The organism is Endozoicomonas sp. SESOKO2 (assembly GCF_024606245.1).
Classification (GTDB): domain Bacteria; phylum Pseudomonadota; class Gammaproteobacteria; order Pseudomonadales; family Endozoicomonadaceae; genus Endozoicomonas_A.
The window spans coordinates 1-1,550 of record NZ_JAHHPQ010000500.1 but is presented as its reverse complement, the minus strand read 5'-3'; the positions used below and the strand labels follow the sequence as shown (position 1 = coordinate 1,550).

Genomic DNA, 1,550 nt, shown 5'->3' with positions numbered 1-1,550 from the left:
TGATCATGTTGACTATCAGGGTGGCACCTGTCTACCTGGATGATTATGCCATCAATGCTCTCTTCAAACAACTGATAAGCTCGACTCTGATCTCTCAGCTGGGCAATGTATTTCTCAGGAACAGGCTGGCCATTAATAGTCAGCTTCTTGTTCAAATAGCGAATTTCATCACCCGGTATACCAATCACTCGCTTGATGAAATTGATATTCGGATTATCTGGGTCCTTGAACACCATAACATCGCCGCGTTGAGGCTCATTGATGGAAACAATTTTGGTACCAATGACCGGCAGACGAAGTCCGTATTCAAACTTGTTCACCAAAATAAAGTCCCCCACCTGAAGGGTTGGGATCATGGAACCCGAGGGAATTTGAAAGGGCTCAAACAGAAAAGATCGCACTACCAGCACCAGTGTCAAAACCGGAAATATCGACTTGCAGGTTTCAACAATACCGGGTTCTCTCTCCAGTCTGGCCAGGGCTTCCTGATCAGGCTCAGAACCCATACCGGACTTAAAGCTCTCAATAGCCGCCTTTCTTTTAGGCAATAATACCAGCCTGTCGAACAGCGCAACCAGACCTGTAATAAAAACCGCCAGCACCAGAAGCAGTGGAAAATTAATATCCATGGTTATTTGTTCTCAGATACCCGATCTTTTTTCTACCAATATTACTGTTGAAGCGGGAGTTAACAATGCTTCAACGGAATAGTTCGTCATGTTTACGAAAAGCCCGCCGATTTTGACAAGCTACTCAATTAGAACACCTGAAATTTCTCGTCCATAGGTCAATTATTTATCGACTTTTAGTACAGCAAGAAAAGCTTCCTGAGGGATTTCAACTCGACCCACCTGTTTCATTCGCTTCTTACCCGCTTTCTGCTTCTCAAGCAGTTTACGCTTACGAGATGCATCACCACCGTAACATTTTGCAGTTACATTCTTGCGCAGCGCCTTGACAGTGGTTCGTGCACAAATCTGACCACCTACTGCAGCCTGAATGGCGACGTCAAACATCTGGCGAGGGATGATCTCTTTCATCTTTTCAGCCAGCGAACGCCCCCTGGAGACAGCATGATCTCTATGAGCAATAAGAGCCAGTGCGTCGACTTTCTCACCGTTGATCAGAATATCCAGTTTCACCATGTTGGCCATCTCAAAACGATCAAAACTGTAGTCCAAAGACGCAAATCCGCGACTGACAGACTTCAGGCGGTCAAAGAAATCCAGAACCACCTCGTTCATAGGCATATCATAGGTTATTGCTACCTGACTGCCAGTGAACTGCATGTCTTTCTGAACACCCCGACGTTCTACACACAGGGAGATCACATTACCAAGATAATCCTGGGGAACCAGAATATTCGCCTGAACAATAGGCTCCCTGATTTCCTGGATACCGGCAGGATCTGGCAGTTTAGATGGGTTGTCCACCTCAATCAGATCGCCATTTTTCAGCTCAACCTCGTAGATTACTGTCGGCGCAGTGGTAATCAGATCCAGGTTGTATTCACGCTCAAGACGCTCCTGAATAATTTCCATCTGCAGCAT

Annotated in this window: 1 protein-coding gene and 1 pseudogene; both read right to left on the bottom strand. The window is 46.0% G+C overall.

Translation table 11 applies throughout. The annotated features are described in order from the left end of the window. On the bottom strand, nt 1-629 hold a 629-nt coding region (gene lepB / locus KDK17_RS11455), incomplete at its 3' end, for a signal peptidase I (protein ID WP_257288135.1). A gap of 162 nt (nt 630-791) precedes the next feature. After that, nucleotides 792-1,550: pseudogene (locus KDK17_RS11450) on the bottom strand (elongation factor 4); the annotation flags it as partial.